At 61.4% G+C, this 26,213-nt stretch carries 27 protein-coding genes; 20 read left to right on the top strand and 7 right to left on the bottom strand.

The window, feature by feature from the left end; genetic code table 11:
• Positions 1 to 44: 44 nt before the first annotated feature.
• Complete coding sequence (locus ACE3OA_RS13780) at positions 45 to 1,148, bottom strand: TRAP transporter substrate-binding protein (protein ID WP_374311590.1); 1,104 nt, start codon at positions 1,146 to 1,148, stop codon at positions 45 to 47.
• Positions 1,149 to 1,466: 318 nt separating this feature from the next.
• On the opposite strand from ACE3OA_RS13780, the gene aguB reads away from it, so the two are divergent.
• The 6 genes from aguB (at position 1,467) to ACE3OA_RS13750 (ending at position 8,318) form a co-directional block, all read left to right on the top strand.
• Positions 1,467 to 2,342 carry an N-carbamoylputrescine amidase gene (gene aguB, locus ACE3OA_RS13775; protein WP_374311588.1) on the top strand — a complete coding sequence of 292 codons (876 nt, stop codon included), beginning with the start codon at positions 1,467 to 1,469 and terminating at the stop codon, positions 2,340 to 2,342.
• 157 nt (positions 2,343 to 2,499) lie between these two features.
• A complete protein-coding gene (locus tag ACE3OA_RS13770; protein WP_374311586.1) occupies positions 2,500 to 3,726 on the top strand; it encodes a polyamine ABC transporter substrate-binding protein in 1,227 nt (408 codons plus the stop codon).
• Positions 3,727 to 4,011: 285 nt separating this feature from the next.
• The gene (locus ACE3OA_RS13765) at positions 4,012 to 5,265 is read left to right on the top strand and encodes a polyamine ABC transporter substrate-binding protein (protein WP_374311584.1); all 1,254 of its coding nucleotides are present in this window, start codon (positions 4,012 to 4,014) and stop codon (positions 5,263 to 5,265) included.
• Between the two features lie 109 nt (positions 5,266 to 5,374).
• Positions 5,375 to 6,523 carry an ABC transporter ATP-binding protein gene (locus tag ACE3OA_RS13760; protein WP_374311582.1) on the top strand — a complete coding sequence of 383 codons (1,149 nt, stop codon included), beginning with the start codon at positions 5,375 to 5,377 and terminating at the stop codon, positions 6,521 to 6,523.
• 8 nt (positions 6,524 to 6,531) lie between these two features.
• Positions 6,532 to 7,479 carry an ABC transporter permease subunit gene (locus ACE3OA_RS13755; RefSeq protein ID WP_374311580.1) on the top strand — a complete coding sequence of 316 codons (948 nt, stop codon included), beginning with the start codon at positions 6,532 to 6,534 and terminating at the stop codon, positions 7,477 to 7,479.
• Positions 7,476 to 8,318: an ABC transporter permease subunit gene (locus ACE3OA_RS13750; RefSeq protein ID WP_374311579.1), complete on the top strand. Its 843-nt coding sequence runs from the start codon at positions 7,476 to 7,478 to the stop codon at positions 8,316 to 8,318. Before ACE3OA_RS13755 ends, ACE3OA_RS13750 begins: the two co-directional genes overlap by 4 nt.
• A gap of 52 nt (positions 8,319 to 8,370) precedes the next feature.
• On the opposite strand, the gene ACE3OA_RS13745 is transcribed toward ACE3OA_RS13750, so the two are convergent.
• Positions 8,371 to 10,437 (bottom strand): putative bifunctional diguanylate cyclase/phosphodiesterase, encoded by a 2,067-nt coding sequence (locus ACE3OA_RS13745; RefSeq protein ID WP_374311577.1) that lies wholly within the window; start codon positions 10,435 to 10,437, stop codon positions 8,371 to 8,373.
• 266 nt (positions 10,438 to 10,703) lie between these two features.
• Here ACE3OA_RS13745 and ACE3OA_RS13740 point away from each other — a divergent pair, with 266 nt between their 5' ends.
• The 10 genes from ACE3OA_RS13740 (at position 10,704) to ACE3OA_RS13695 (ending at position 19,687) form a co-directional block, all read left to right on the top strand.
• Positions 10,704 to 12,035, top strand: coding sequence for an MATE family efflux transporter (locus ACE3OA_RS13740; protein WP_374311575.1), 1,332 nt, complete (start codon positions 10,704 to 10,706; stop codon positions 12,033 to 12,035).
• A gap of 42 nt (positions 12,036 to 12,077) precedes the next feature.
• Entirely contained in the window at positions 12,078 to 12,563 is a 486-nt protein-coding gene (locus tag ACE3OA_RS13735; RefSeq protein ID WP_374311573.1) for a YajQ family cyclic di-GMP-binding protein, read from the top strand.
• A 9-nt stretch (positions 12,564 to 12,572) separates the two neighbouring features.
• Positions 12,573 to 13,034 (top strand): GNAT family N-acetyltransferase, encoded by a 462-nt coding sequence (locus ACE3OA_RS13730; protein ID WP_374311571.1) that lies wholly within the window; start codon positions 12,573 to 12,575, stop codon positions 13,032 to 13,034.
• Between the two features lie 25 nt (positions 13,035 to 13,059).
• A complete protein-coding gene (locus ACE3OA_RS13725; protein WP_374311569.1) occupies positions 13,060 to 13,407 on the top strand; it encodes a hypothetical protein in 348 nt (115 codons plus the stop codon).
• An 8-nt stretch (positions 13,408 to 13,415) separates the two neighbouring features.
• The gene (locus tag ACE3OA_RS13720; protein ID WP_374311567.1) at positions 13,416 to 14,504 is read left to right on the top strand and encodes an ABC transporter ATP-binding protein; all 1,089 of its coding nucleotides are present in this window, start codon (positions 13,416 to 13,418) and stop codon (positions 14,502 to 14,504) included.
• Positions 14,501 to 15,358, top strand: coding sequence for an ABC transporter permease (locus ACE3OA_RS13715; RefSeq protein WP_374311565.1), 858 nt, complete (start codon positions 14,501 to 14,503; stop codon positions 15,356 to 15,358). Before ACE3OA_RS13720 ends, ACE3OA_RS13715 begins: the two co-directional genes overlap by 4 nt.
• Positions 15,355 to 16,173 carry a hypothetical protein gene (locus ACE3OA_RS13710; RefSeq protein WP_374311563.1) on the top strand — a complete coding sequence of 273 codons (819 nt, stop codon included), beginning with the start codon at positions 15,355 to 15,357 and terminating at the stop codon, positions 16,171 to 16,173. Before ACE3OA_RS13715 ends, ACE3OA_RS13710 begins: the two co-directional genes overlap by 4 nt.
• On the top strand, positions 16,170 to 17,582 hold the full coding sequence (locus tag ACE3OA_RS13705) for an amidase (RefSeq protein ID WP_374311561.1): 1,413 nt from the start codon (positions 16,170 to 16,172) through the stop codon (positions 17,580 to 17,582). The genes ACE3OA_RS13710 and ACE3OA_RS13705 overlap by 4 nt, the downstream gene beginning before the upstream one ends.
• Before the next feature lie 84 nt (positions 17,583 to 17,666).
• Positions 17,667 to 19,355 carry a thiamine pyrophosphate-binding protein gene (locus ACE3OA_RS13700; protein WP_374311559.1) on the top strand — a complete coding sequence of 563 codons (1,689 nt, stop codon included), beginning with the start codon at positions 17,667 to 17,669 and terminating at the stop codon, positions 19,353 to 19,355.
• The gene (locus tag ACE3OA_RS13695) at positions 19,352 to 19,687 is read left to right on the top strand and encodes a DUF1491 family protein (RefSeq protein WP_374311557.1); all 336 of its coding nucleotides are present in this window, start codon (positions 19,352 to 19,354) and stop codon (positions 19,685 to 19,687) included. Before ACE3OA_RS13700 ends, ACE3OA_RS13695 begins: the two co-directional genes overlap by 4 nt.
• A gap of 50 nt (positions 19,688 to 19,737) precedes the next feature.
• Here ACE3OA_RS13695 and ACE3OA_RS13690 read toward each other — a convergent pair whose 3' ends face one another.
• The 4 genes from ACE3OA_RS13690 to ACE3OA_RS13675 are packed head-to-tail and all read right to left on the bottom strand — an operon-like array spanning position 19,738 to position 21,330.
• Complete coding sequence (locus ACE3OA_RS13690) at positions 19,738 to 20,172, bottom strand: PspC domain-containing protein (RefSeq protein ID WP_374311555.1); 435 nt, start codon at positions 20,170 to 20,172, stop codon at positions 19,738 to 19,740.
• Complete coding sequence (pspB, locus tag ACE3OA_RS13685) at positions 20,169 to 20,405, bottom strand: envelope stress response membrane protein PspB (protein ID WP_374311553.1); 237 nt, start codon at positions 20,403 to 20,405, stop codon at positions 20,169 to 20,171. Before pspB ends, ACE3OA_RS13690 begins: the two co-directional genes overlap by 4 nt.
• Before the next feature lie 57 nt (positions 20,406 to 20,462).
• Positions 20,463 to 21,134: a phage shock protein PspA gene (gene pspA / locus ACE3OA_RS13680; RefSeq protein ID WP_374311551.1), complete on the bottom strand. Its 672-nt coding sequence runs from the start codon at positions 21,132 to 21,134 to the stop codon at positions 20,463 to 20,465.
• A gap of 43 nt (positions 21,135 to 21,177) precedes the next feature.
• Positions 21,178 to 21,330: a hypothetical protein gene (locus ACE3OA_RS13675; RefSeq protein WP_374311549.1), complete on the bottom strand. Its 153-nt coding sequence runs from the start codon at positions 21,328 to 21,330 to the stop codon at positions 21,178 to 21,180.
• A 170-nt stretch (positions 21,331 to 21,500) separates the two neighbouring features.
• On the opposite strand from ACE3OA_RS13675, the gene pspF reads away from it, so the two are divergent.
• Positions 21,501 to 22,472 (top strand): phage shock protein operon transcriptional activator, encoded by a 972-nt coding sequence (gene pspF, locus ACE3OA_RS13670; RefSeq protein WP_374311547.1) that lies wholly within the window; start codon positions 21,501 to 21,503, stop codon positions 22,470 to 22,472.
• On the opposite strand, the gene corA is transcribed toward pspF, so the two are convergent.
• Positions 22,467 to 23,438: a magnesium/cobalt transporter CorA gene (gene corA, locus ACE3OA_RS13665; RefSeq protein WP_374311545.1), complete on the bottom strand. Its 972-nt coding sequence runs from the start codon at positions 23,436 to 23,438 to the stop codon at positions 22,467 to 22,469. The genes pspF and corA overlap by 6 nt on opposite strands.
• Positions 23,439 to 23,623: 185 nt before the next feature.
• On the opposite strand from corA, the gene ACE3OA_RS13660 reads away from it, so the two are divergent.
• Genes ACE3OA_RS13660 through ACE3OA_RS13650 form a run of 3 tightly spaced genes read left to right on the top strand, consistent with a single transcriptional unit; the run spans position 23,624 to position 26,181 of the window.
• A complete protein-coding gene (locus tag ACE3OA_RS13660) occupies positions 23,624 to 24,199 on the top strand; it encodes a sigma-70 family RNA polymerase sigma factor (RefSeq protein WP_374311543.1) in 576 nt (191 codons plus the stop codon).
• Complete coding sequence (locus tag ACE3OA_RS13655) at positions 24,196 to 24,876, top strand: hypothetical protein (protein WP_374311541.1); 681 nt, start codon at positions 24,196 to 24,198, stop codon at positions 24,874 to 24,876. The genes ACE3OA_RS13660 and ACE3OA_RS13655 overlap by 4 nt, the downstream gene beginning before the upstream one ends.
• Positions 24,877 to 24,882: 6 nt before the next feature.
• The gene (locus ACE3OA_RS13650; RefSeq protein WP_374311539.1) at positions 24,883 to 26,181 is read left to right on the top strand and encodes a S8 family serine peptidase; all 1,299 of its coding nucleotides are present in this window, start codon (positions 24,883 to 24,885) and stop codon (positions 26,179 to 26,181) included.
• Positions 26,182 to 26,213: the final 32 nt, after the last annotated feature.

Genomic DNA, 26,213 nt, shown 5'->3' with positions numbered 1-26,213 from the left:
CGGCAACCTCACGATTGCCGGGCCTTGATGCTCCAGCGCGGAGCTTAAAGCTGTTTCTTGCGCTGCTGGTTCATCATGAACGTGTCGAAGGTATGCTCCGACACCTGAAACCACAGATACTCGTCGGCACGGATCGCCGACATCGCTTCATAGAGCTTCTTGAACGGCGCGTTGGTGGCGCTGATTTCCTCGTATGCAGCCTTGGCCGAATTGAAGCAGGCTTCCATTACATCCTGCGGATAGGGCTTCAGCTTGGCGCCACCGGCAACCAGCTTCTTCAGTGCCGTCGGGTTGAGGAAGTCATACTTGGCCTGGGTATCAGCGGTCGTGGCCTGGGCAGCGGCACGGATGATTGACTGATAGCTCTTGGGCAAGGCGTTCCACTTTTCATTGTTGACCATGATGTGGAGATAGGCGCCGCCCTCCCACCAGCCCGGATAGTAGTAGTACGGGGCCACCTTGTAGAAGCCGAGCTTCTCATCATCATAGGGGCCGACCCATTCGGCCGCATCGATCGTGCCCTTTTCAAGCGCCGGGTAGATTTCGCCACCGGCGATCTGCTGCGGCACGACGCCGACGCCCGACATCACCTTGCCGGCGAAACCGGCAATGCGCATCTTGACACCTTTCAGGTCCTCAACCGACTTGATTTCCTTGCGGAACCAGCCGCCCATCTGCGCGCCGGTGTTGCCGCACGGCAGGCCGAACAGGTTGTGACCGGCATAGAACTCGTTGAGGAGGTCGATACCGCCGCCGTGATACATCCAGGCATTCTGCATGCGGCTGTTAAGACCGAAAGGAACGGCGGTTCCAAAAGCGAAGGTCGGATCCTTGCCCCAGTAGTAGTAGCTGCAAGTGTGGCAGATTTCGACCGAGCCCTTCGAAACCTCGTTGGCTGCTTCAAGGCCCGGCGCCAACTCGCCGGCCGGGAAGACCTGGATCTTGAATTTGCCATCGGTCGCGTCCGAGACATAATTGGAGAATGTCTCGGCAGCGCCATAAATTGTGTCGAGGCTCTTGGGGAAGCTTGACGTCAGGCGCCAGTTTAGTTCCGGCGCGCTTTGCGCGATGGCGGGTGCCGCAACGGCACTGGCGGCCAAGCCGACACCACCGATACCGGCACCTTTGATGAAATTGCGACGAAGCATAGGGGTACCTCCCAATATTGACGATCATTGTTGGGACCCCCCAGGCGCTCCGGCAGGATCCCGCTTATCGAGTCAGTTGCTTACCGGGCGCATGCCGCGTTGCCGCAGGGCCAAGCCTAGGTATCGCAGCCGCATGGCGCGCCGCCCAGGACACAATGTGACGATTCCAGAACATCGCGCAAGTAGTCCAAAAGGAGGGGCTGACCGAGAGGAAAGGCTTGATCGGCTCCGTTGAACGGCTATGAATCGAGACGAGCGGATCGACGAACTGGCCGGTGTATTGCCCGGCCATCGGACTGGCAAATGGGGATGGGTAGAATGTCTACGGTGACTGTTGCGGCAACTCAATTCGCCTGTTCGCCGAATCCCGCCCAGAATGTGGACCGGGCCGAGATTCTGGTGCGCCAGGCGGCCAAGCGCGGCGCGCAGATCATCCAGCTGCAGGAATTGTTCGAAACGCCTTATTTCTGCAAAGACCAGATGGCCGAGTTGTTCGATCTGGCGCAACCCGCCGAAGACCACCCCACCATTGCCCGCATGCAGGAGTTGGCCCGCGAACTCGAAGTGGTCCTGCCGGTCTCGTTTTTCGAGGCGGCCAACAACGCCTATTATAATTCGCTCGCCATCATCGATGCCGATGGCGAGATGTTGGGACTTTATCGCAAGTCTCACATTCCTGATGGCACCGGCTATCAGGAGAAGTTCTATTTCAATCCCGGCGACACCGGCTTCAAGGTCTGGGACACGGCCTATGCGCGGATCGGCTGCGGCATTTGCTGGGATCAATGGTTTCCGGAATGTGCCCGTGCCATGGCACTGATGGGTGCGGAAATCCTCTTCTACCCCACCGCGATCGGCAGCGAGCCGAATGACCCCGACTTCAGCAGCGCCGACCATTGGCAGCGTGCGATGCAGGGGCATGCGGCCGCCAACATGATACCGGTTGTCGCATCGAACCGCATCGGCCGCGAGGACGGCGCCACCTGCTCCTTGGATTTCTACGGCCGGTCCTTCATTGCCGGCGCACGCGGCGAAATCATCGCTTCCGCCGGCAATGAGGAAGCCATTCTGACCGCCGATTTCGATTTCCAGGCCCTACGCCGCCAACGCGCTGGTTGGGGCCTCTTCCGCGACCGCCGGCCGGATCTTTATACCGTGCTGATGACCCTGGACGGCCAGAATTGGAGCGAATGAACCGGTCGAATGGCCGCAGCGGCTCTTCACGGGCATTTGTTGACAAAACCACCCTTGTGGGTGCGACAATAGCCCATTGTCGCGTTAACGATTGCGATTCTGGGATTGATTCCGGGCCGCCGGCCCTTGCCAAAACGTCAACAAAACTCAGGAGGCCATGGTGCAAAAATCGAGATTGATCGGAGTTGCCTTTATTTCCGCCCTGCTGCTCGCCGGCTGCGGCGAGGAGAAGAAGGAAGAAGCGCAAAGCCAGGCGGCTCCGGCCGCAACCTCGGAAGCAGCCAGCACCGCAACCAGCGAAGCGGCCCCGGCCGCCAGCACTGAGACGGCAACATCGGAGGCGGCCCCTGCTGCCTCCGCCGGTGGCAAGCTCAACGTCTACAACTGGTCGGACTACATCGCCGAAGACACGGTGGCCAATTTCGAGAAAGAAACCGGCATCACCGTCCAATACGATGTTTATGACTCGAACGAGATGCTCGAAGCCAAGCTGATGGCTGGCGGCACCGGCTACGACCTGGTCCATCCCTCTGCCGCCTTCCTCGCGCGCCAGATCGTTGCCGGCGTCTACCAGCCGATCGATCCGGCGAAAATTCCCAACTACAAGAATCTCGATCCGAAGATCATGGAAGTCCTCGCCGCCTTCGATCCGGGCAACAAATATGCGGTGCCATGGTTCTGGGGTACGACGGGTGTCGGCTACAATGTTGCCGAGATCAACAAGCGCATGCCTGACGCGCCGGTGAACAGCCTCGATATTCTGTTCAAGCCGGAACTGGCGCAGAAGTTCGCCGATTGCGGTATTTCGATGCTGGACGCGCCGTCGGAAGTGCTGCAGATCGCACTCAACTATCTCGGCAAGGATCCCTATACCGCCAGCGCCGATGATTATGCGGAGGCCGAGAAACTGCTTCTGGGCGTGCGCCCCTATGTGAAGTACTTCCACAGCTCCAGCTACATCAACGACATCGCCAGCGGCAGCATCTGCCTGGCGCTCGGCTGGTCCGGCGATTTCAGCCTTGCCGGTGTTCGTGCCGAAGAAGCCAAGAACGGCATCGAGGTCGGCTACGCCATCCCGAAGGAAGGTACGTTGATATGGATGGATACGATTGCGATGCCCACCGACGCGGTGAACATCGATCAGGCCTATAAATGGATCAACTACAATCTCGAGCCCAAGGTGGCTGCTGCCAATGCGAATTACGTCGCCTATGGCAGCCCGGTCGCGGCAGCGCTGCCGATGGTCGATAAAGCCCTGCTCGACGATCCGAACGTCTATCCGACGCCGGAAGTGCAGGCTCGTTTGTTCCCGGACAAGGTTGCGTCGCCGGAAGTCGAACGCCTGCGCACCCGCACCTGGACGAAAATCAAGACCGGCCAGTAAGGCGACGTCGCGCAAGCGCTAACATACGCTCTGCGCAAGGATTGTTCCCCTGACCCCGCGGTTGAAGCCGCGGGGTCTTTTATTGCGCGGGTGGCGAATTGAATCATGAACGCGTCGTTTCAAGCCGCGTGCGGGCTCTTGCCGAGGGTTGACACGACGTACCCAGGCAGGGTCAGATATAAAAAATTGTTAACAAAGTATTACGCAGGGAAGACCCGAACTGACGCAGCATCAGCCAATGATGCGCTGATCGCGGGGCAAGGTTCATAGAACTGGGGAGGCGGCATGTCTGGCGATATGCGATTCGGCCAAGCGTTGCGCGTGGCGACCATAATGGTGGCTCTGGGGACGTTCCTGTCGGGCTGCGGTGAGGAAAAGGCCGAGCAGCAGGCAAGCAATACCGCAGCGACGACTCCCGCGACCAACCAGCAAGCAACCACCGATCCGGCCGCCAGTACCGCGGCAACTCCGCCGGCCCAAGAGGCCTCGGCAGCTCCCGCACAAGGCGATGCCGTCAAAGAACTCAACGTCTACAACTGGTCCGACTATATCGGCGAGACGACCATCGCCGATTTCGAAAAAGAGACCGGCATCAAGGTTCGCTACGAAACCTATACCGGCAACGAAGACCTCGAAGCCAAGCTCGTCACCGGCGGTACCGGCTACGATATCGTCTTCCCCTCCTCGTCCTTCTTCGCCAGGCAGATCAAGATCGGCCTCTATCAGAAACTCGACAAGAGCCTGCTGCCCAACCTGAAGAACATGGATCCCAAGATCATGGAAATCCTGTCGAAGGATGCCGATCCGGGAAATGAATATGCCATCCCCTATATGTGGGGCACCAATGGCTTCTCCTACAATGTCGACATGGTGAAGGAGCGCATGCCGGATGCGCCGCTCGACAGCTTGGCCATGATCTTCGACCCCAATGTGATCGCGAAATTCAAGGATTGCGGCGTCACCTTCCTCGATTCACCCGAAGATGTCTTCCCGCTGGCCCTTGCCTATATGGGCAAGGACCCAACCTCGCAGAAGGAAGAAGACATCATCGCCGCGGCGGACATGGTGATGAAAGTCCGGCCCTTCATCCGCAATTTCGACTCGCAGCAATATCTCAACGCGCTGCCCAACGGCGAATATTGCATTTCCATGAGCTGGTCGGGCGACTACGCCACCGCCTCCACCCGCGCAGCAGAAGCGGGCATGAAGGTCAACCTCGCCTATACCATCCCAAAAGAAGGCACTAATATCTGGTTTGACGGCATGCTCATTCCCGCCGACGCGCCGCACCCCAAGAACGCCAATCTGTTCCTTAACTACATGATGCGCCCGGAAGTCATCGCGGCGGCGACGAACTTCACCTACTATGCCAACGCCAATCTCCCGGCGAAGGAATTCGTGAACAAGGAAATCCTTGAGGACCCGGCAATCTATCCGAGCGAGGAAGTACTCAAGCGTGGCTTCCCGTCCGTCGTCAGGGATCAGAACCTAAATCGAATCATCACCCGGGAGTGGACGCGGGTGAAGACTGGACAATAAAAACCGGGCAGCGGGTCAGATCGAACCGCTGCCCTCTTCATTGATGGATTGGCCTCGCAGGCGAGGCATATGAATTAGGCCCATCGGGCCAGCATTGGCAGGAAGCATCATGGCGGCTGAACGAGCAAAAGCGGAAACAACAACCCAGATCTGGAACGATCCCGACGCCAAGCCCTATATCAGAATTGAGAATGTGACCAAGAAGTTCGGCGACTTCGTGGCTGTCAACGACGTTTCGCTCGACATCTATCGTGGCGAGCTTTTCGCCCTCCTCGGCGGGTCCGGCTGCGGCAAGACAACGCTTTTGCGCATGCTGGCGGGCTTCGAACAGCCGACCTCCGGCAAGATCTATATCGATGGCGTCGACATGGCCGACATCCCGCCCTATGAGCGGCCGACCAACATGATGTTCCAGTCATATGCCCTGTTTCCGCATATGACCGTCGAGCAGAACGTGGCCTTCGGTCTCAAGCAGGACAAGGTGCCGGCCGATCAGATCAAGACCCGGGTCGGCGCCATCCTCGACATGGTTCAGATGCGCCAGTTCGCACACCGCAAACCGCATCAGCTCTCCGGCGGCCAGCGCCAGCGCGTCGCCCTCGCCCGCTCGCTGGTCAAGGAGCCGAAACTGCTGCTCCTCGATGAGCCTTTGGGCGCGCTGGACAAGAAGCTGCGCGAAGCCACCCAATTCGAAATCATGAACATTCAGGATCGCCTCGGCATCACCTTTATCGTCGTCACGCACGATCAGGAAGAGGCGATGACGCTGTCGACCCGCATTGGCGTCATGAACAGCGGCCAGATCGTCCAGGTGGGCACGCCCAAGGAAATCTACGAATACCCGAACACCAAATTCGTTGCCGACTTCATCGGCTCGGTCAATCTCTTCGAAGGTCAGATCGTTGAAGATGAACCCGACCATGTCCTGATCGAATCCGCCGAATGCGGCGCACCGATCTATATCGATCACGGCATTTCGGCAGCGCCCGGCGCGTGGGTATGGGTCGCCATCCGGCCTGAAAAGATGGAGTTGTCAAAGACTGCGCCCACCGACAACAGACACAACGCGACCCCCGGTATCGTCAAGGGCATCGCCTATATGGGCAACATGTCGGTCTATTTGATCAAGCTCGACAGCGGCAAGGAAGTAAAAGTGACGATGTCGAACCAGCGGCGCGCCGCTGAACATGTGATTGATTGGGATGACCGGGTCTATGTGACCTGGCACGCCAACAGTCCCGTGGCACTGCTGAGCTGAGGAATATCATGGCGAGCGATATTCCCCAGAAATCCTCCCTGCCGCTCGGCGGGCAGTTCCAACACTTCTTGATGGCCCTCGGAATCAGACCCCGCGCGGCCGTGATCCTTGTGCCCTATCTGTGGTTGACGGTCTTTTTCGTTATACCCTGCCTGATCATTCTGAAGATCAGCTTTGCTCAGACGCTGATTGCCCAACCGCCCTACACGCCGATGTTCGGGCCTGAAAGCGTTGCGCATGAGCAGCTGTTCGACAATTTCAAGCGCCTTGGCGGCGATCTCCTCTACATCATCGCCTATGGCAACTCGCTCAAGCTGGCGGCGATCTCAACCGTCTTCTGCCTGCTCATCGGCTATCCGATGGCCTATGGCATCGCCCGCTGCTCACCCTCGACACGCTCGCTGCTGCTTTTGGCCATCATCCTGCCGTTCTGGACCTCGTTCCTGATCCGCGTCTATGCCTGGATGAGCATTCTCGGTAAGGAAGGTGTCCTCAACGATGCGTTGCTGGCCTTGGGGATCATCGACACGCCACTTCAGATCCTCTACACGCCCACAGCGATGTATATCGGCATCGTCTATACCTATCTTCCCTTCATGATCCTGCCGCTCTATTCCAATCTCGAAAAAATGGACATGTCTTTGCTGGAAGCGGCGGCCGATCTCGGCTGCCGGCCCTTCAAGGCCTTCTGCATGATCACGATCCCTCTCTCCATGCCCGGCATTATCGCGGGATCTCTCCTGGTCTTCATTCCGGCCGTCGGCGAATACGTTATTCCCGAATTGCTGGGCGGCCCCGATGCGCTGATGATCGGCCGCGTGGTCTATAACGAATTCTCCCAGAATCGCGACTGGCCGATGTCGTCCGCCGTGGCGGTCGCCATTCTCGTAGCGCTCGTCGTGCCTATCATGCTGTTTCAGTACTATCAAAACAAAGCCCAGGAGGCGCCGAAATGACCAATCGGCTTTCCTGGTTCGTGATCGCTGCCCTCGTTCTCGGCTTCCTCTTCCTCTATGGGCCGATGGTGGTGCTTATCACCTATTCCTTCAACGCCAACAAGTTGATGACCTTGTGGGGGGGCTTCTCGCCACGCTGGTATCCGGTGCTTCTTTCCGACAGCGCTGTCCTGACCGCCGCCAAGAACAGCTTCATCGTCGCCTCCGTCAGCGCCACCTTCGCCACGGTCCTCGGCACGATGGCGGGCTATGTGCTGGCACGCTACCGCAAGTTCCGCGGCCGCGTGGCCTTCAGCGGCATGGTAACGGCGCCGCTGGTGATGCCGGAAGTGATCACCGGCCTCTCCTTGCTGCTACTATTCAAGGAGATGGGCTATTGGTTCGGCTGGCCCAAGAGCATGGGCTTCTCCACGGTCATCCTGGCACACATCACCTTCTCGATGTCCTATGTGACGGTGGTGATGCAGTCGCGCTTTTCCGTCTTCGACATGTCGCTGGAGGAAGCGGCACTCGATCTCGGCGCCAAACCGCTGAAGACCTTCCTCCTGATCACGCTGCCCATCGTGGCGCCTGCGGTCATTTCCGGTTGGCTTCTCGCCTTCACCATCTCGCTCGATGACCTTGTCATCACGATCTACAACAACGGCCCAGGTTCGGGCACGCTGCCGCAGCTGATCTTCTCCAAGGTCCGTCGCGGTGTCGATCCGACGATCAATGCCTTGGCCACGATCATCATCACGGTGGTTGCGACCGGCGTCATCACCTCGCATATCCTGATGACGCGAAGCGAGAAGCGCCGCCAGCGCGATATCCAGGCGGCCTTGCAGTCCAACAAATAGAAAGAGCCGGGCACCCTGCCACAAACAGGGTGCCCGGCTCAGATCTCTCGGATTAGCGGGCGATGCGCTTCGTCGCGGCGCTCTGCTGGGTCATCAGTTCGAAGCAGGCGTCGACTGTCAACGGCTTGCCATAGCGCCAGCCTTGGCCAAACTCGCAACCAAGGCCTTTGAGGAGCCGTTCTTCCTCTTCATGCTCGATGCCCTCGGCCACGACCTTGAGGTCGAAGAGACGCGCCAGCTGCAATATGGCTTCGACCATCTTCACGCCGCTCGCATCCACCGTCATGGCGGTCACGAAGGAACGGTCGACCTTGAGCGTATCCACCGGCAGGCGGCGCAGCAGACTCAAGCTCGAATAACCGGTGCCGAAATCGTCGAGCGACAAGCCGACACCGATCTCCTTCAACCGCTTCAGCAGCTTCATGGTGAGTTCGAAATCGCGCATCACGGCGCTTTCCGTGATCTCCAACTTGAGATGCGCCGGCGAAAGGCCGCTCTGGCGCAGCGACTGGCGCACGATCTCCGGCAAGGCGGGTCCGTCGAGCTGGCGTGAGGAGACGTTGACGCTGATAAAGAGATCAGGGTTCAAATTCTGATCGAGCCAGGCGCGCCCCTGTCGGCACGCCTCCTGCACCACCCAGGTGCCGATCGGCACGATAAGGCCGGTTTCCTCGGCGATCGGGATGAAGTCCATCGGCGAGATCATGCCGCGCTGCGCATGCTGCCATCGCACCAGGGCTTCGAACCCGGCCAGCCGGCCCGAATTGAGATCGATGATCGGCTGGTAGAGCAGCAGCAGCTCTTCCCGCTTCAAGGCGAGATGCAGTTCGGCCTCAATGCGCAGCCGGTCGCGCGCGCGGCGCTGCATGTCCGGATCGAACACGACCTCCTGCCCGCCGCCCTCTGCCCGCGCCTTGTTGAGCGCTGCGGTGGCATCACGGATCAGGTCTTCTGCACTTTGATGATGCGCCTGCGCCTGGGCCATGCCGATGGAAAGGCTCAGCAGCACGCTTTCGTCACCGAGCGTGATCGGCTCTTCGGCCGCGGCACGCACGCGATGCGAGACGCGCACCAGATCGGTATCGTCGCGCATCACATCGAGCAGGATGCACATCGTGTTCTCGCCCATGATGGTGAGCGTATCCGTCGTGCGCAGCGTGCCGACCAGGCGTTGCGCCACGACCTTCTGTACGGCATCGCAGAAGACCTGGCCATAGGCCTCACGCATCGTCTCGTAGCGATCTATCTGCAGCAGGATGATGCCGAAATTCGCCGAGGCCTTGCGCCGGTTCTTGACGATCGTCTGGTTGAGGCGGTCATAGAGGACGATGCGATTCGGCAAGCCCGTCATCGCGTCGGTGAGCTTGCGCTCGGAAATATCGGTCAGCGACCCCGCGATCCGGACCGCCTTGCCGGTGCCGTTGCGCTGACCGGTTCCCCGCACCAGGAACCAGCGATAGGTCTGGTTCTTATGCAGCATGCGGCATTCCATCTGCAGGGACAATGTGATGCCCTCAAGATGGTTGCGCAGTTCGACCTGGAACTGGTCGACATCGTCGGGATGGATGATCGTCAGCCAGTCTTCCAGGCGCTTGAAGGCATCCTCGCCGCTGCGGCCCAGCAGTTCGGCGCATCGGGCCGACATGAAGAGGGAATCATCGTCAAGCGTCAGGTCCCAGATACCGTCACTCGAACCAGCCACGGCGAGGGCGAACCGCTCCCGCTCGAGCCTGCTGGCGGCAATGGCGCGCGCGCGCGACAGCTGGCTGCGAACGCGTGCCAGCAGTTCGGCGCCATGGATCGGCACGGTCAGAAAATCGTCGCCCCCACAGGCGATGCAATGCTCGATCAGCGCCTCGGCCCCGGAATCGACCAGGAAGACGATCGGCAACTGATCGCTGGCGTGATGCTGCCGGACGTCGCGGATGAAATCCCCGTCGGCGGGGCTCTGCACGCGTATCAAGAGCAGGTCGGCTGGGACATCGCTCCCCTTGGCTGAGGCGATGGCAGCGCGGGTCGTGGTGAAGTCAATTTCGTAGCGGCCAACACCAAACGCATTGTCGACCGCCGCGCGCTCGGCATCGTCATCGATGAGACAGAGAATGTGACCGTCCAACATCGTGCCAACCAATCTCGACCAAGGCACCGCCTGGCGCCTGCGCGGGAAGGATCAATCAAACCAGTCATCTTCATTCGATGACTATAATCAATCGCGAAAATAGTCCTCGTTAACTAGAATGAATTGTTTAAAGATATCTTACCATCGGCCTAGGTCTCTGAAATAGTGTAGAAATTTGGCGCAAATCCGCGGATTCGGCGACTTGGCCCAACTTGCCAGTCCTTGCCGGCCCTGCCTATATTGCGCCGCCCATCGCAATACAGCCCATGACCGACACAGTCCTTCAAACACCCCGGGTGACCCACAGCCGCATTCTCGCCGTGGCGATTCCGGCGATTCTGGCCAATTTCTCCGCCGTTTTGCCCAATCTGGTCGATACCGCCCTGATAGGACAGACCGGCGACGCCATCGCACTTGGCGGCATTTCGGTCGGCGCCTCGCTCTCGACTTTCGTGCTCTGGGCGTTCGCTTTCCTGCGCTTGGGCACGGCCGGCTTCACCGCCCAGGCCTATGGCGCCGAAGACGGCGACGAGATCAAGGCAACCCTCAATCGCGCCCTCGCTCTCGCCTGGATCTTCGGCTTCATCATTCTGCTCGTCATGGTGCCGCTGGCCTTCGTCGCTGTCCCCATGTTCGGCTCGAGCGAGGCCGTGGCGGACCTCGCCGCTCGCTACTTCCACTACCGCCTGTTCAGCGCTCCTTTCGATCTCACCAACTACGTCATTTTCGGCTGGTTGGTGGGGCTGCAGCGCATGGGCCGGGCCCTGGCCCTCCAACTGCTGTTGAACGGCCTCAACGTCGTCCTCTGCTACCTCCTCGTCTTCCGCTTCCATTTGGGCATCGATGGTGCTGCCATCGCAACCGCTATTGCGCAGGCAGTCACGGCGGTTGTCGGTATGATTGTCGCCCGTCGCCTGCTGCGCATCGTCCCGCTGAGTGACGAATCTGGCTCGCTTATCGATCTCGACAAGCTCTTCGTCCTCGTCTCGGTCAATTTCGACATCTTCCTGCGCACCTTGGCCATCATGTTCGTGATGGTCTATTTCGTCGGCCTCGGCGCCCGCATGGGTGATGCGACCCTTGCGGCCAATCAGGTGCTCTTCTCCCTCATGGCCACGATCGCGCAGACGCTGGACGGCTTCGCCCAGTCGGCAGAAACCCTGACCGGCCAGGCGATCGGCGCGCGCGATCGCGGCCAACTTCGCTTTGCCGTTGCCGGATCGTTGCTCTGGGCCTTCATACTCGCCTTGGGGCTTTCAGTCCTGATCCAGCAATACGGGGCGGAAATTGTCGGTCTCTTTTCCAACGATCCCGCCGTCATCGCTGCAGCCGAACCCTATCTTCCTTGGCTGATTGCTACGCCGCTGGTGGCGCTCTGGTGCTATATCCTTGATGGCGTCTTCATCGGCGCGACGCGCGGTCGCGAGATGCGCAATGGCATGGTCATTGCAGCCCTCGGCGCCATCGTCGCTCAATATTTCGCCATCCCCGCCTTCGGCAATAATGGGCTATGGGGATCATTGATGCTGTTTTTCGTCCTGCGCGCCGTCACCCTCTATCTATGGTATCCGCGCATTCCCCGGGCGCTGGCGCATTGAGCGGGCCTGTGGCAGATTTCTGGCAGAATTGTGGAGGTTCCGATGCCGTCATTTGACATCGTTTCGAAGACCGAACTCGCCGAGGTCGAGAATGCCGTGCAGGGCGTCGTGCGCGAGATCGGCACCCGCTTCGACTTCAAGGGCTCGCATTGCACCGTCGAGCGCAAGGAAGCCATCATCACGATCAATGCCGATGACGATCTGAAGCTGAAGCAGGTGCAGGAACTCCTCAAGGTCTATATCACCCGCCGCAAGCTTGATGTCGGGTGCCTGGAGTTCAAGGAAGAGCAGAAGGCGACCGGCAATTCACGCCGCCAGGAAGTCGTGATCAAGCAGGGGATCGAGCAGACGCTGGCCAAGAAGATCGTCAAGGATATCAAGGACAGCAAGTTGAAGGTTCAGGTCTCCATCCAGGGCGATGAGTTGCGCGTCAGTGGAAAGAAGCGGGACGATCTTCAGGACGCGATCGCCTTCGTCAAAGGACTGAAGATCGAACAGCCCCTGCAATTCACCAACTTCCGCGACTGAGGGCCCGTCTTGCTTACCCCTGTCATCCGCATCGAAAACCCGGACCAACCGGAAATCCACGCCCTGCTCGCCGCGAGTGATGCCTATCATGCGGCACTCTATCCAGCCGAAAGCAATCACCTGGTCGATATCACCACGCTCCAAGGCCCGGAGACCAGCTTCTTCGTGGCCCGTATCGATGGGCAGGTGCGCGGCATCGGCGCCCTCCTGCGCCAGGACGGCTATGCCGAGGTGAAGCGCATGTTCGTCGATCCCAAGGCGCGCGGCTCCAAGCTCGGCAGCCGATTGCTCGCGGCCCTCGAGGCGGATGCGCGCACGGTCGGGCTCGGCTGCCTGCGCCTGGAAACAGGCATCAAACAACCGGAGGCCATCGCCCTCTATCGCAATGCCGGTTTTTATGAGATCGGCCCATTCGGCAACTATCAGCCCGACCCGAACTCCCTCTTCATGGAAAAGACCCTGGCCGATTGAAGCCACGATTTAAGGACCGACCGCCATGCCGCCGAAGAAGAACCCGCTCAACCTCAATGCCTTGCAGTTGAAGACGCTCACCTTGTTTCAGGCGCTTTCCGGATTGGAAGGCTACGCCGCTCCCGCCGAAGAGCCCGGCCACACGCTGATCCAGCGCTTGCCCCATGCCCATGGCGATCATTTCCATCTTGGCCCCTGGGTCTTGTCCGCCAGCGACGCAACGGGCCTCGGCAATGAAGCGGCCTGGCGCGCGTTGGAGCGCAAGGGGCTCATCAAGTCGATGTTCCCGATGGCCTGCATCCTGACGCCCACCGGTCATGCCTACGACACCGGCATGCGCCAAGCCATGCTGCACGAAGCGCATCACCACTGACGATGTCGGTGACAAGCCATCTGGACTTAAGGGACCTGACGGCGGGAACGGCCGCCGCTTCTCTGGATGGCTTTTCGGCGAATGTCGAACGCGGTGCCTTCTATGCAATCGTGGCACCGGAGCCGGCGGTCCTGCGCACGATTGCCGATCTCATCGCCGGTTTTGCCCGACCGCGGCACGGCCGCATTCTGATCGACGGCAAGGATCTTGCCCTGCGTGCCCCGGGCGAACGCGGCGTCATGACCGTGCGTCCGAACTTGGCCCTTTTCCCCCATCTCGGCGCGCGCGCCAATATCTCCTTTCCGCTTGAGCAACGCGGCCATGACCGGGCTGAAATCGATAACCGGCTGGAACGCCTCTGCGAGGAATGCGGTATTGGCGCCGACATCCAGAATAAGTTGCCCGCTTCGCTCACGGCCGAGCAGCAACTGCGCGTCGCACTGGCGCGCGCCATCGGCGGCGAACCGGAAATTCTACTGCTCGAGCGCCCCCTGCAAGTCCTGCCACTCGCGGCACGCCGCGCCTTTCTGCCGGAACTCAAGCGACTGCATCGCCAGTTCAGCCTGACCACGCTTTTTGCAACCGATGACCTTACCGAGGCGATGGCGCTGGCGGACAGCATCTCGATCATCGTCGGCGGCCGCGAGATCCAGCGCGGCAAGCCGGAAGAACTCTTCAGCCGCCCGGCAAGCGCCACCGTCGCGCGCCTCGCCGGTCCCTGCAATCTTCTGCCGGTCGAGGTCGATCCGCAGGAGACGAAGGTGCTCCTGCGCTCACCGTTACTGCAGTCCGGCGGTGGTGAAATCGGACGAGAGCGTTGCCATGCGCAACTGGCGAGCGGACCCGCTTTGCTGCTGGTGCGCCCCGAAGTGGTGCGTCCCTTCCTCGGCATCCGCCGCTTCGACATGCTGGCCGACGGCACCATCGCCGACGTCATGCCGCACGGCAGCAATGCACAAATCAGCGTTGCGATCGATGGCTTCACGCCAGGCATCACTGCTGAAATTCCATTGCCCTCACCCTTCCCGCTGGAAAGCGGCCGCCGCGTGACTCTGGGATGGAACCGGGCCGATTCCTACCTGCTACCGGCCGAATGATGTCGGCGGCATCAGGCAACGCGCGGCACCTGCGTGGCCCCTTGCTCGGCCTCGGCTGGGCCGCAATCGCTCTGCAGATCGTCATCGTCGCGGCACCGCTGCTCCTCGTCCTGTGGCTCAGCCTGCTGGCGATGCCGTCGCAGTCGGCTGGCCCGTCGCTCATGGACCTGTCTCCGACTGCCTGGACCAGCCTCCTCGGGTCGCCGGAAGCACGCGAAGCCGTTCTCAACAGTCTCTTTTTCGGCGTGATCACCGCATTGACAACGACGAGCCTTGCGATCCCGATTGCCTATCTGATCGGGATCCGTGGCCGCTTCCTCGGTCGACTGGCGCTGGGCTTCGTCGTCATCATGTGGTTCTTTGATCCCGGCATGCGCATCCTCGGCTGGATGCGGACCTTCAAGGATCTGGCATCGGCCGATTTCATGCCGACAGCGCTGATCAGCGGCTTTTCCGGTGAACTGATCGCCAGCATTCATGCCTGGTTGCCGCCGGCGATCATCGCCTTGGCTTTCGGCTTCGCACAAATTGACCGAGCTCTTATCGAGGCGGCGCGCGAATGCGGCGCCACGAGTTTCACCTTGCTGCGTCGACTGCTTTGGCCGCTTTGCCGTCCCGCAGCATTCCTCACCACCGCAATCGTCTTCTGCGGCTCGGTCGGCAGCTTCCTCGAGCCGCGGTTGCTCGGCACCGGTGAGTTCCAGCAGGCCAGTGAATGGCTGCAACGAGCTCTTGAGAGCGAGACCGGCTGGCCCTATGCAGCCGCTATGCTGCTTCTGATGCTCATCTGCGCGACCATCCCGCTCTTTCTTTTTGTCGCAGCAGCGGGTCGACGCCAAAAGGCAGGCCCATGATCCGCCGTGTCAGCCATGCCCCCTCCTTGGTCATGCAGCTGCTCGGTCTGCTGCTGGTCCTGTTCCTGCTTCTGCCGGTGGGCGCCATCTTCAGCCTCGGCCTCTATTATGCCCTGGGCATTCTGCTCGTCGCCGATGCCAGTCAATTGATGGCCGCGCTGGGCAAAGAAGCTGGCATTGCGCCGGCCCTCCTGCAAACTCCGCTGATTGCCATCGCGGTCAGTGCGCTGGCGACCGGCTGGGGCCTGGCACTCTCCTTGTTGTGGCGCCCCTGGATGACGGGTCGTCGCTACCTGCCGCTGCTGCTATCCGCCTTGCCATTCCTGTTGCCGCGCTTTGGCCTCGGCGCCCTCTTCCTCCTCGCCTGTCTCAAGCTGGCGCAATGGGGCGGCAACGCACTCGGGCTCGGCCTCGTTGCTCTCAGCCAGGCAGCCGTGGCGGCACCGTTGGTGGCCGCCATCCTGTGCCTCGGCTGGCGCCGCGTCGACCCCGCCTGGCGCCAAGCGGCGTTGGAGGCCGGTGCTGACGAACTGACCATCTTCTACCGCCTGAATTTCCCGACCCTCAAACCCTATCTCGCCTTCGGTGCGTTGCTGGCGATGATCCTGTCTCTGGGCGATTTCTATCTCGGCAACGCCTTGTCCGGTGACGCCGTCCTTCTACCGGGCGCCATTCTTTCAGGGGTCGCCCAGAACGCATCGCCGCTCTATCATGCCCTGGTCGCCCTGATGGTCTGCGTTGATATAGCCCTGATCGTCCTGGTCACGCGCAGCCTGAACCGCCTAACCCATGCTCGGAATGGATTCTTCTCGTGACTGATCTCGATCTTTGCTTCACGCCCGCCACCGAACTCGCGGCCCGCATCCGCGCCGGCAGTCTGTCGCCGGTAACCTTGGTCGAGAATGCGCTGCAGCGCATCGCCGAGGTCAATCCGGTCTTGAACTGCTTCTGCTTCGTCTATGCCGACGAAGCCCTGGCACAGGCCAGGCAGATGGAAGCCGAGGCCAAGGCCGGCCAATTCCGCGGGTCGCTCCACGGCGTGCCCTATGCACTGAAGGATCTCACGCCTACCAAGGGCAAGCGCACGACGCTTGGCTCCTATGCGTATGAGCATTGGGTGCCGGATCATGACGCGCCGATTGCCGAGGCGCTGGCCCATGCCGGCGGTATCCTGATCGGCAAGACGACGACGCCGGAATTTGCCTATTCGAGCTTCACCGAGAGCCCGCTCTGGGGCATCACGCGCAACCCGTGGAACACGGAACGCACCGCCGGCGGTTCCTCCGGCGGATCCGGCGCAGCGGTGGCCAGCGGCTGCGTACCCTTTGCCGAGGGGTCCGACATGGGCGGCTCGGTGCGCATTCCGGCAAGCTTCTGCGGCATCGTCGGCCTGAAGCCCAGCTTCGGCCGCATCCCCTTCACCATCCTGCCCAGCCAGTTCGATCAATTGTCCCATTTCGGACCGCTTGCCCGCACGATCGGCGATGCATGTCTGTTCATGCAGATCACGCAGGGGCCGGATGAGCGCGACATTCAATCGCTGACCACCCCACTCGATTTCACGGCACCGCTGCCGGCCGATCTCAAAGGCCGCCGTTTGGCGCTTCTTTTGAAAGCCGGCAATCACGTCTGGCATCCGGAGGTCGAAGCTGCCGTGCGCCGCGCCGCCGACACCTACGCCAAGGCCGGGGCGATCATCGAGGAGGTCTCGATCTCTTGGGGCAAGGATGAGGACGATCTGTGGAGCCAGCATTGGGGCGTCTATCTCGCCACCTTCTTCGGCCATGTGCTGAAGGAGTACCGCGCCAAGATGGACCCCAATGTCGTGCGGCTGATGGAAAACGGCCTCGCCATGAACGCGGTCGAATTCAAGAAGATCGAGATCGTCCGCACGCGCATGTGGGGCGAGATCCAGCCGATCCTCGCCCGCAATGAAGCGATCATCACCGGCACCATGTGCCAGCCGGCCGCCAAGGTCGGCCGCAACGATACCGAGTATTGGCAGCTGGATGCACAAGGCCGCTACCACGCCCTCGATTTCACCTCCGTCTGGAACTTCGTCAGCCCCTGCCCGGCCCTTTCGGTGCCGGCCGGCTTCACCAGCGACAGGCTGCCCATCGGCCTGCAGATCATCGGCCGCCGTCACGACGACCTGGGTGTTCTAGGTCTGGGGGCGGCGCTGGAAAGACTGGCCCCCTGGTGGGACAAACGGCCGCCTCTCTGAGGCCACCCCTTGCCAAAACGAGGCAAAAGGCGCTAGCCCTAGCCCCGCATTTCACACTTACGACTTTCAATCCTGGGTGCCCCGATGACCAAGAACGTTAAGCCGCGCAATGGCGGTCGAATCCTGATCGATGCCTTGATCTCCCACGGCGTCGAAATGGCTTTCTGCGTGCCCGGGGAAAGCTATCTGGCGGCCCTCGATGCGCTCCACGACTCCCAGGACAAGATCAAGCTGATCGTCTGCCGCCAGGAAGGCGGCGCCGCCTATATGGCCGACGCCTACGGGAAACTCACCGGCAAGCCGGGCATCTGCTTCGTGACCCGCGGACCTGGCGCCACCAACGCCTCGGTCGGCGTTCATACCGCCTTCCAGGATTCGACGCCGATGATCCTCTTCATCGGCCAGGTCGCGCGCGATCAGGTCGAACGCGAGGCCTTCCAGGAAATCGATTTCCGCCGCATGTACGGGCCCATGGTCAAATGGGTCGCCGAGATTGACGACGCCGCGCGCATTCCGGAACTGGTGAGCCAGGCCTTCCACCGCGCCGTCAATGGCCGTCCGGGACCGGTCGTGTTGGCTCTCCCTGAAGACATGCTGACCGACATCGCCGAAGTGGGCGATGCGATGCATTACATGGTCAGCCGCGCCCATCCCGGTGAGGCCGATATGGGTGAGTTGCGGACACTGCTGTCCAAGGCGCAGCGACCGCTCGTCATCCTCGGCGGTGGCGGTTGGGATGCCGAGGCGGTCGCCGACTTCCGCTCTTTTGCCGAAGCCAACAATCTGCCGGTCGGCTGCGCCTTCCGCTGCCAGGACCTATTCGACAATACCCTGCCCAACTATGTCGGCGACGTTGGCATCGGCATCAATCCGAAACTCGCCCAGCGCATCAAGGAATGCGATCTTCTCATCGCCGTCGGCGCGCGCCTTGGCGAGATGACCACCTCCGGCTATACGCTCATCGACATTCCGGTTCCGGCGCAGAAGCTGGTGCATGTGCATGCGAGCGTCGAGGAACTGGGCCGCGTCTATCAGGCGACCCTGCCCATCAACAGCGGCATGGCGGCCTTTGCCCGTGCCGCCAGGAAACTGGCGCCGGTCGATCACAAGGCCTGGGATTCCTGGACCTCAGGGGCGCGCAGCGACTATCTCGACAACATCAAGCACAGTGCCATTCCGGGTGCTTTGCAGATGGGCGACATCATGGCCTGGCTGCGCGAACGTCTGCCCGCCGATGCCATCCTTACCAATGGCGCCGGCAATTACGCGACCTGGAGCCACCGCTTCTACCAATATCGCAAATACCGCACGCAACTCGGCCCCACCAACGGCTCGATGGGTTACGGTGTCCCCGCGGGCGTGGCAGCGAAGCTCGCCGCACCCGGACGCATCGTCGTCTCGTTCAACGGCGACGGCTGTTTCATGATGAACGGCCAGGAACTGGCGACCGCCGTGCAGTACGGCGCCAATGTCGTCTTTCTCGTCATCAACAACGGCATGTACGGCACCATCCGCATGCATCAGGAAAAGACCTATCCTGGCCGTGTCAGCGGGACCGAACTCCACAACCCGGACTTCGTCGCCCTTGGCAAGGCCTACGGCGCGCATGCGGAACTGGTCGAAAAGACTGCCGAATTCGCACCGGCATTTGAGCGCGCGCTTGCCGCCGGCAAGCCGGCCTTGCTGGAATTGCGTATCGACCCGGAAGCGATCACGCCCAAGGCCTCGCTCACGGAGCTGCGCGAGGCGGCACTGAAGGCCCAGAAGGCTTGACCGATCGCCTCTCGACCGAGCTTTACGTCCAGGCACATATCCGTCAGTGCTTTTCCAGAGGCTTGACGGCGGTCGTCGCACACAAGGGCGATGCCTGGGGCGGCGCCATCCTGGTGAAGCTCAACCTGTTGGGGCCGGGATGCAAGCTGCTCAACCAGACGCGCGACGCCGATGGCGAAATCGCCTGGCTGCCGGTACAGGGCGGCGCCCTGCTCAGCGAAGCGGATGCCAACGCCTATATCGCGAAATCCGTTCAGCGCGATCCGGATCTCTGGGTCGTCGAGATCGAGGATCGCAGCGGCACAAATCCGTTTCCGGGAAAGATTCTCTAGTCGCCATTCTTCTCGTCATGGCACGCCAAGGCGTGTCATGACGATTGAGATTACGCGCCACCCATCTGCTTGAAATCTCGGCGCAGATGGAATTCCTGCGACGTCACCTGGGCCTCCATGGCACCGGCGCGCTCTTCCAGGTCGCGGAATTTGCGCCGCAGACTGGGAAAGCTCAGATCCGGCGGCAGGTCCCCGGTCGCCCAATCATCCTTGGCCGCCGCTTTCGGTGCGACGGGCGCTTCGTCGGTGGGCTTCAGGAAAAATGTGCCAAGCCCATAGGCGACCAGCGTGAACATCGGCGCGAAGATGAGCGCAATCACGGCAAAGACGCGAACCCATTTCAGATTGATTCCCCAATGCGCGGCGATGCCGGCGCAAATGCCGCTGACACGACCCTTCTCCGGAATGCGCCGCAAGCCTTCAAACGCCCAGAAGGGACGGGGCCCATCTGACGATCCGCCGCCTGAAGAATGATTCCATCTCATCGATTTGTCTCCCGCCAGCCCGGCGCCTCGGCGTCGAGCAATTTTTCCAGATTAGCGACACGATTTTCCAGACGCTGCGCCACCAACCACATTTCCTTCACCGATTTCTCCTCGGCGTCGCCATTGGCCTTCTGGTTCTTCCACGTGGTCTTGTAGTGGAAGATCAGCCAAAGCGGCGCGACGATCACCATGAACAGGATGGCGGGAACGGACATGAACTCGAGGAAACTCATCTACGGTCCCTTTGGGATGGGCGGTTGCAGCAATGGCGCAGAGCCAGAACATCCGGTTCAGGCCTTGCGCTCGGCACGGAGCTTCTCCTTGAGCGCGTCCAACTCTGCATCAAGGCCCGTCTCGGCTTCAAGGCTGGCAAATTCCTGTTCCAGGGTCTTTGCCTGACCCATATCGTAAACCTCGGCCCGACCTTCAAGTTCGTCGATCTTGCGGTGGAGCGTTTCGTAACGGGCCAGCGCATCGTCGACCCGGCCATCGGCCAACGTGCGACGGACCTGGACCCGCTTCTGCGCCGCATTGAGGCGGATCAGCAGCGCCTTCTGCTTGGCCTTGGCCTCCTGCAGCTTCGATTGCAGCCGGGCGAGGTCTTCGTCATGGCGAGTCAGCGCCTCGTCGACGGCGGCCAGTTCCCCACGCAGGGAATCGGCACTTTCCGCCAGCTTGCGTTTTGCGAGCAGCGCCCCCTTGGCGAGGTCGTCACGGCCCTTGCCGATGGCAAATTCCGCCTTCTGCGCCCAATCGGCCTCGGCGGCCGTCAATTGCTCAAGACGGCGCTGTATTTCCTTCTTTTCCGAGATGTTCTTCACGGCTGCCGAGCGCACTTCGACCAGCGTGTCCTCCATTTCCTGGATCATCAGCTTGGCCATCTTTTCCGGGTCTTCCGCCCGGTCCAGCAGCGCATTGAGGTTGGCGTTCACGATATCGCTGAGGCGCGAGAAAATGCCCATCAGGAAGTCCTTTCAATCAATTCGGGGAAGTCGGGGGGAGCCTTTAGAAGAGGATGTGGCCAAGCAGCACGCCGCAGGCAAAGAAGGCCCAATCGGCGCCGGTGCGGCTGCGCAGATAGGTCTTCAGCCAATCCACGGCGCGGTCGAGGTCGGCCGCAATGCCGCGGCAGGAGTGGCGTTCGGTATCGTCAGTCATGGCAAACTCCTCAGAGGATCGATGCCACCAGTAGAGCAAGCACCGTGCCAGGGTCGTTACCAAGTGTTTTCAATGGTTTAGATGAAATGCCCGTTCAAACATATCGATTTTGACTAGCGTATTTCGCCATTTTATCTATATTCACCAATATGATGCATTCCTCCCGTGAAATGACTGCGGAACCAGCCACTCTGCTGGGCTCGGATCCCGCCTTCCTGGAAGCCTTGGAGCAGGTCTCGCGCCTCGCCCAGCTCGACCGCCCGGCTCTGGTCATCGGCGAGCGGGGCACTGGCAAGGAGTTGATTGCCGAACGCCTCCACTTCCTCTCCCCGCGCTGGGAAGGACCGTTCACCAAGGTGAACTGCGCCGCCCTTTCCGAGACCCTGCTGGAAAGCGAACTCTTCGGCCATGAGGCCGGCGCGTTCACGGGCGCCCGGCAGCGGCGGCGCGGGCGTTTCGAGCGCAGCGATGGCGGGACTCTCTTTCTCGACGAGATTGCCACCGCCTCGGCACGCCTGCAGGAGCAGATCCTGCGCGTCATCGAATATGGCGAGTTCGAACGCGTCGGCGGCGAGCAGACCCTGAAGGTCGACGTTCGCGTCATCGGCGCCACCAATGTCGATTTGCCGGCGCTTGCCGATAAGGGCGATTTCCGCGCCGATCTGCTCGACCGGCTTGCCTTCGATGTGGTGACGCTGCCGCCGCTCCGGGCCCGTCCCAACGACATTCTGGAACTGGGTGAAGCCTTCGGCCTGCGCATGGCGCGCACGCTCGGCCATCCTGTTTTCCCCGGCTTCGCGCCGGAATGCCAGCGCATGCTGCTCGCCTATTCCTGGCCCGGCAATGTGCGCGAGTTGCGCAACGTCGTCGAACGCTCTGTCTATCGCGCCGGGCCTGGCGAACAACCGATCGGCGAGATCAGGATCGATCCGTTCGAAAGTCCGTGGCGCCTCGGCCGGAAGCCCACCGCGCCATCCATGCCCGCACCGTCAGGGCCGTTTGCGCCGGCTGTTGCCGCCTTCGAAACCGACCTCATCAAGCGTGCCCTAAACGCCAGCAACGGCAGCCAGACCCAGGCGGCGCAGCGGCTCGACCTCAGCTACCATCAATTCCGCCGGCTGCTGCAGAAATACAAACTATAGCCAGCCGGACTTCTTGAAGCGCCAGAACAGCAATCCGCAGATCGCGATGATGATGCCGAGCACGCCGAAATAGCCGTATTTCCAGGTTAATTCCGGCATGTGCTCAAAATTCATGCCGTAGATTCCTGCGACCGCCGTCGGCACCGCGAGCATAGCGGCCCAGGCCGCCAGCTGCCGCATGACTTCGTTCTGTTTCATGGCGCTCATCAGCATCTTGGTATCGACAACCGTCTTGATCAGTTCTCGGAGGTTCTCGATCCGGTCGAGCAGGATGGTGCTGTGGTCGAACACGTCGCGGAAATAGGGATGCGTGTTGCGGTCGATGAGCGACATGTCATAGCGCATCAGGCGCTGGCAGATTTCGGGCAGCGGCGCCACGGCGTGACGCATATGCAAGAGGTCGCGGCGCAGCACCACGATCTCCTCCAGCACGTCGAGCGTGCTCTTGCCGTCAAGCACCGCCTCCTCCAGCCGCTCGATATCGTCTTCGATGCTTTCGACGATCGGGAAATAACGGTCGACGATGAAATCCATCAGGGCATAGAGGATGAAATCCTCACCCTTCTTGAAATTCTCCGGCGTGTTCTCGCAACGCGACCTGACTTCCGAATAGCTTACCGACGGCCCATGGCGCACGGTGATGACATAGCCGCGGCCGATGAAGAAGCTTGTCTCGCCCATGGCGACATGGACCCCGTCCATCTGGCCGGTCTTCATGACCACGAACATGGTCTCGCCATAGAGTTCGAGCTTGGGCCGCTGATGGGCGCGGTAGGCATCTTCGACGGCCAGTTCGTGGAGGCCGAAATAGCGCTGCAGCTTCGCAAGCTCCTCCTGCCCCGGCTCATAGAGGCCGATCCAGATCACGCGGCCCGGCTGGACCCGCATCTGCTCGGGGTCGTTGATGTCGAGGCTGCCGATCCGCCGGCCACCCTCATAAATTGCACAATCTACGACGCGGCCCATTTATGATTGCTCCGCCAAGAGGTCAGATCGGCGCAAATGCCGCGCCCTTTTTGACCCGATTAGCCCACCGACCCGCCCCTGGCAAGCAGCCTATACAAGGCCGGCCCGGCGGATTACTTTCCCGGCAGTCGATTTGAACCATTCCACCCGATCCAGCGACGGACTGATGACATGGCAGATGCTGAATGAAGCTTGACGCGGGCAACGTCATTTCCGACGGAAAGCTCCTGGACGGTATTGCCAAGGGTGATCGGGACGCCTTTACCGAGTTCTACCAGCGGCACAACCGTGCCCTGTTCGCTTTCCTGGTCAAGATGGTCCGGGACCGGGAACTGGCGGAAGAGGTGCTGAGCGAGACCATGCTCGACGTCTGGCGCCAGGCCGGGCGTTTCGAGGGCAAATCGTCGGTGACCACCTGGCTGTTCTCGATCGGCCACCACAAGGCCGTCAGCCGCCTGCGCCGCATGCGCGAAGTGGCGCTCGACGAGGAAGTGGCGGCCAATATCGAGGATTCCGGCCCGACGCCGGATGTGCAGGCTTCGGACAAGGACATGTCGCGCCTGCTGGCGCGCCTCATCGAACGCCTGTCGCTGGATCACCGCGAGATTCTGCAGCTGGCCTACTATCAGGAGTTTTCGGTCCAGGAAATCGCTGAAGTTCTGGATCTGCCGGAGAACACGGTCAAGACCCGCATGTTTTACGCCCGCCAGCGCCTGAAGGTGCTGCTGGAGCAAGCCGGAGTGAAAGGAGCGGTGGCATGAGTGCCCGTAATGACGAGAAGCGCCCGCTCAGCCTTGAGGATGCCCAGGAACTGCTGCCCTGGTATCTGACAGGCAAGCTCGGTCACGCCGAAAGCGATGCGATCGACGACATGCTCAAGGGCTCGGCCGACCTGCGCGAGCAACTGCAGAGCGCCCAGGCGCAGCAGCGCGCCGTGGTCGACAGCAACGAGGCCGTCGGCGCCCCTTCGCCCGGCAATCTCACCAGGCTTCTGCAGCAGATCGAAACCACCAAGCAACGACGCTATGTCGTGGCGAATGAGCCCGGCTTCTTCGAGCGCCTGCTCGGATCCTGGGCGACGCCCCGCCCTGCGCTGCAATTTGCCCTGGTGGCCGCCTGTGCCCTCATCATCGCGCAAGGCGCCTTCCTCTATCAGCTGGGTGCCTTCTCACCCAAGCCTGCCGGCGAAAGCTATGCGACGGCAAGCGACGGTGAACTGCCGCCGGCTCCCACCGCCAGCCTCATCGTCTCCTTCCGCCCGGAAGTGACCACGGCGCAGCTTGCGCAGATGCTGAGCGAGATCGATGCGACGGTGATCGACGGGCCGAAGCCGGGCCAGACTTTCATTCTGGGCCTGCCCGATGCCGCCAGCGCCGAAGGTGCCATCGCCAAGCTGCAATCGCGGCCCGATCTCGTGGCCAGCGCCCAGCGGCGCTGAGCGGCAATGCACGCTGCCATCCGCATCACACTCTGTCTGCTGGCGGCGATTGCCACCGTGGATGAGGCCAGGGCGCAGGCTCTGACGCCGCCTGGCCCGCGCGGCAACACGCCGACGATCAACATGCCCGGCCAGGGTCCGGATGCCTCGGTTCCGGATATTCTCAACGGCCCGCCGCAGGACGAGATCGACAAACGCAAGAAGGCCGGTGGCGGCGAGACTGTCCCCAACGAATTGTGCGTGATTTTCGCACCATCGGTCGATGCCGAGATGCCATTGCGTTTCGCCGGCGATTTCGACCTGAAGCCCACCCGCGATTTCACCATGGGCGGCCTCGGCCTGCGGGTTCATCTGATGCGTATCGCCGATGGCGCAGACATCGACAAGGTCTTCGAGCGCGCCTCGGCCGATCAGCGGCCGCTCTGGGTGCAGAAGAACTTCGTCTACCACAGCAGCGTCGGCGACGCCGCGGCCCAGCAATATGCGCTGCAGCAGATCCATGCCGATGCTGCGGCGGCCAAGGCATCGGGTGGTGCCGGCGTCGTCATCGGCCTGGTCGATAGCGGCGTCGACCTCGCCCACGAATCCCTGCGCGGCGCACATATCAAGGGCATCGATGTGGTCGACGGCGATGCGGTCAATGCCGAAACCCACGGCACCGTGATTGCCAGCATCCTGGTCGGCCAGGGACCGCTCCATGGCGTGGCGCCCAAGGCCGACCTCATTGCCGTGCGCGCCTTTCATGAGGTGGACGCAAAACTGGGTGCCGCCGAAAGCTCGTCCTTCTTCCTGTCACTGGGCATCGATACGGCGGTCAAAAATGGCGCGCAGGTGATCAATCTCAGCCTCACCGGCCCTCAGGACAAGCTGGTGGCACAGATGGTCAACGAGGCCTTGCTGCATAAGGTCGGCATCATCGCCGCTGCCGGCAATGAAGGCCCCAAGGCCGGCCCCGCCTACCCGGCGGCGCAGGACGGCGTGATTGCCGTGACGGCCACGGATGCCAAGGACCGGCTCTATAAGCGCGCCAATCAGGGCGACTATATTTCCGTGGCAGCGCCAGGTGTCGACATTCTGGGCGCCAAGCCGGGCGGCTCCTACGACTTCTTCAGCGGCACGTCGATGGCCACCGGCTATGTGACCGGGGTCGCCGCCCTGCTGATGGCAACCGATAAGGGCCTCACTGTCACGCAGCTGCGCAAGGCGGTCGAGGGCTCCGCTGTTGACCTCGGCGCCCCCGCGCGCGACCCCGCCTTCGGCGCCGGGCGGATCGATGCCGCGTCGGCAATCGATCTGCTCCCCTGAGCCTGTCCCCAGCGAAATCTGTTTCCTGGCCT

Origin of the sequence: Dongia sp. (assembly GCF_041906375.1) — a bacterium.
Taxonomy (GTDB): domain Bacteria; phylum Pseudomonadota; class Alphaproteobacteria; order Dongiales; family Dongiaceae; genus Dongia.
The sequence above is the reverse complement of the archived record's forward strand: the minus strand, read 5'-3'. Positions and strand labels throughout refer to the sequence as shown.

What these genes read in the sequence shown, in the direction of transcription:
- ACE3OA_RS13745 (WP_374311577.1), bottom strand. Translation starts at nt 10,437, where the DNA reads ATGTTGGACGGTCACATTCTCTGTCTCATCGATGACGATGCCGAGCGC.
- ACE3OA_RS13770 (WP_374311586.1), top strand. Translation starts at nt 2,500, where the DNA reads ATGGTGCAAAAATCGAGATTGATCGGAGTTGCCTTTATTTCCGCCCTG.
- ACE3OA_RS13780 (WP_374311590.1), bottom strand. Translation starts at nt 1,148, where the DNA reads ATGCTTCGTCGCAATTTCATCAAAGGTGCCGGTATCGGTGGTGTCGGC.
- pspA (WP_374311551.1), bottom strand. Translation starts at nt 21,134, where the DNA reads ATGGGCATTTTCTCGCGCCTCAGCGATATCGTGAACGCCAACCTCAAT.
- ACE3OA_RS13675 (WP_374311549.1), bottom strand. Translation starts at nt 21,330, where the DNA reads ATGACTGACGATACCGAACGCCACTCCTGCCGCGGCATTGCGGCCGAC.
- corA (WP_374311545.1), bottom strand. Translation starts at nt 23,438, where the DNA reads ATGGGCCGCGTCGTAGATTGTGCAATTTATGAGGGTGGCCGGCGGATC.
- ACE3OA_RS13660 (WP_374311543.1), top strand. Translation starts at nt 23,624, where the DNA reads ATGAAGCTTGACGCGGGCAACGTCATTTCCGACGGAAAGCTCCTGGAC.
- ACE3OA_RS13755 (WP_374311580.1), top strand. Translation starts at nt 6,532, where the DNA reads ATGGCGAGCGATATTCCCCAGAAATCCTCCCTGCCGCTCGGCGGGCAG.
- ACE3OA_RS13740 (WP_374311575.1), top strand. Translation starts at nt 10,704, where the DNA reads ATGACCGACACAGTCCTTCAAACACCCCGGGTGACCCACAGCCGCATT.
- ACE3OA_RS13765 (WP_374311584.1), top strand. Translation starts at nt 4,012, where the DNA reads ATGTCTGGCGATATGCGATTCGGCCAAGCGTTGCGCGTGGCGACCATA.
- ACE3OA_RS13735 (WP_374311573.1), top strand. Translation starts at nt 12,078, where the DNA reads ATGCCGTCATTTGACATCGTTTCGAAGACCGAACTCGCCGAGGTCGAG.
- ACE3OA_RS13760 (WP_374311582.1), top strand. Translation starts at nt 5,375, where the DNA reads ATGGCGGCTGAACGAGCAAAAGCGGAAACAACAACCCAGATCTGGAAC.
- ACE3OA_RS13655 (WP_374311541.1), top strand. Translation starts at nt 24,196, where the DNA reads ATGAGTGCCCGTAATGACGAGAAGCGCCCGCTCAGCCTTGAGGATGCC.
- ACE3OA_RS13700 (WP_374311559.1), top strand. Translation starts at nt 17,667, where the DNA reads ATGACCAAGAACGTTAAGCCGCGCAATGGCGGTCGAATCCTGATCGAT.
- ACE3OA_RS13725 (WP_374311569.1), top strand. Translation starts at nt 13,060, where the DNA reads ATGCCGCCGAAGAAGAACCCGCTCAACCTCAATGCCTTGCAGTTGAAG.
- ACE3OA_RS13715 (WP_374311565.1), top strand. Translation starts at nt 14,501, where the DNA reads ATGATGTCGGCGGCATCAGGCAACGCGCGGCACCTGCGTGGCCCCTTG.
- pspF (WP_374311547.1), top strand. Translation starts at nt 21,501, where the DNA reads ATGACTGCGGAACCAGCCACTCTGCTGGGCTCGGATCCCGCCTTCCTG.
- ACE3OA_RS13690 (WP_374311555.1), bottom strand. Translation starts at nt 20,172, where the DNA reads ATGAGATGGAATCATTCTTCAGGCGGCGGATCGTCAGATGGGCCCCGT.
- ACE3OA_RS13650 (WP_374311539.1), top strand. Translation starts at nt 24,883, where the DNA reads ATGCACGCTGCCATCCGCATCACACTCTGTCTGCTGGCGGCGATTGCC.
- aguB (WP_374311588.1), top strand. Translation starts at nt 1,467, where the DNA reads ATGTCTACGGTGACTGTTGCGGCAACTCAATTCGCCTGTTCGCCGAAT.
- pspB (WP_374311553.1), bottom strand. Translation starts at nt 20,405, where the DNA reads ATGAGTTTCCTCGAGTTCATGTCCGTTCCCGCCATCCTGTTCATGGTG.
- ACE3OA_RS13710 (WP_374311563.1), top strand. Translation starts at nt 15,355, where the DNA reads ATGATCCGCCGTGTCAGCCATGCCCCCTCCTTGGTCATGCAGCTGCTC.
- ACE3OA_RS13750 (WP_374311579.1), top strand. Translation starts at nt 7,476, where the DNA reads ATGACCAATCGGCTTTCCTGGTTCGTGATCGCTGCCCTCGTTCTCGGC.